The sequence below is a fragment of the Brevundimonas sp. EU05-FHT14B11 genome (assembly GCF_058790835.1).
Genome location: NZ_JBYTCY010000007.1, coordinates 1 through 565 on the forward strand (window position 1 = coordinate 1; position 565 = coordinate 565).

The window sequence follows — 565 nt, forward strand, 5'->3', positions numbered from 1 at the left end:
GTTCAGATCGTCAGACCGTCGATTACTCGATGATCTTGGCGACGACGCCGGCGCCGACGGTGCGGCCGCCTTCACGGATGGCGAAGCGCAGGCCCTGGTCCATGGCGATCGGGGTGATCAGCTCGACGTTCAGCTCGGCGTTGTCGCCCGGCATGATCATTTCCACGCCTTCCTTCAGGTGCACGATGCCGGTCACGTCGGTCGTACGGAAGTAGAACTGCGGACGGTAGTTGGTGAAGAACGGCGTGTGACGGCCGCCCTCTTCCTTGGTCAGGATGTAGGCCTCGGCCAGGAACTTGGTGTGCGGGGTGATCGAACCCGGCTTGCACAGCACCTGGCCGCGCTCGACGTCTTCACGCTTGGTGCCGCGCAGCAGCACGCCGACGTTGTCGCCCGCTTGACCTTGATCCAGCAGCTTGCGGAACATTTCCACGCCCGTGCAGGTCGTCTTCTGGACCGGACGGATGCCGACGATCTCGACTTCCTCGCCGACCTTGACGATGCCCTTCTCGACGCGGCCCGTGACCACGGTGCCGCGGCCCGAGATCGAGAACACGTCTTCCAC

At 64.1% G+C, this 565-nt stretch carries 1 protein-coding gene; it reads right to left on the reverse strand.

Annotation, left to right across the window (positions count from 1 at the left end; translation table 11 throughout):
• Positions 1–22: 22 nt before the first annotated feature.
• The coding region (locus tag AC3WRV_RS16815) for an EF-Tu C-terminal domain-related protein (protein ID WP_492314145.1) at positions 23–565 on the reverse strand (543 nt) is incomplete at its 5' end.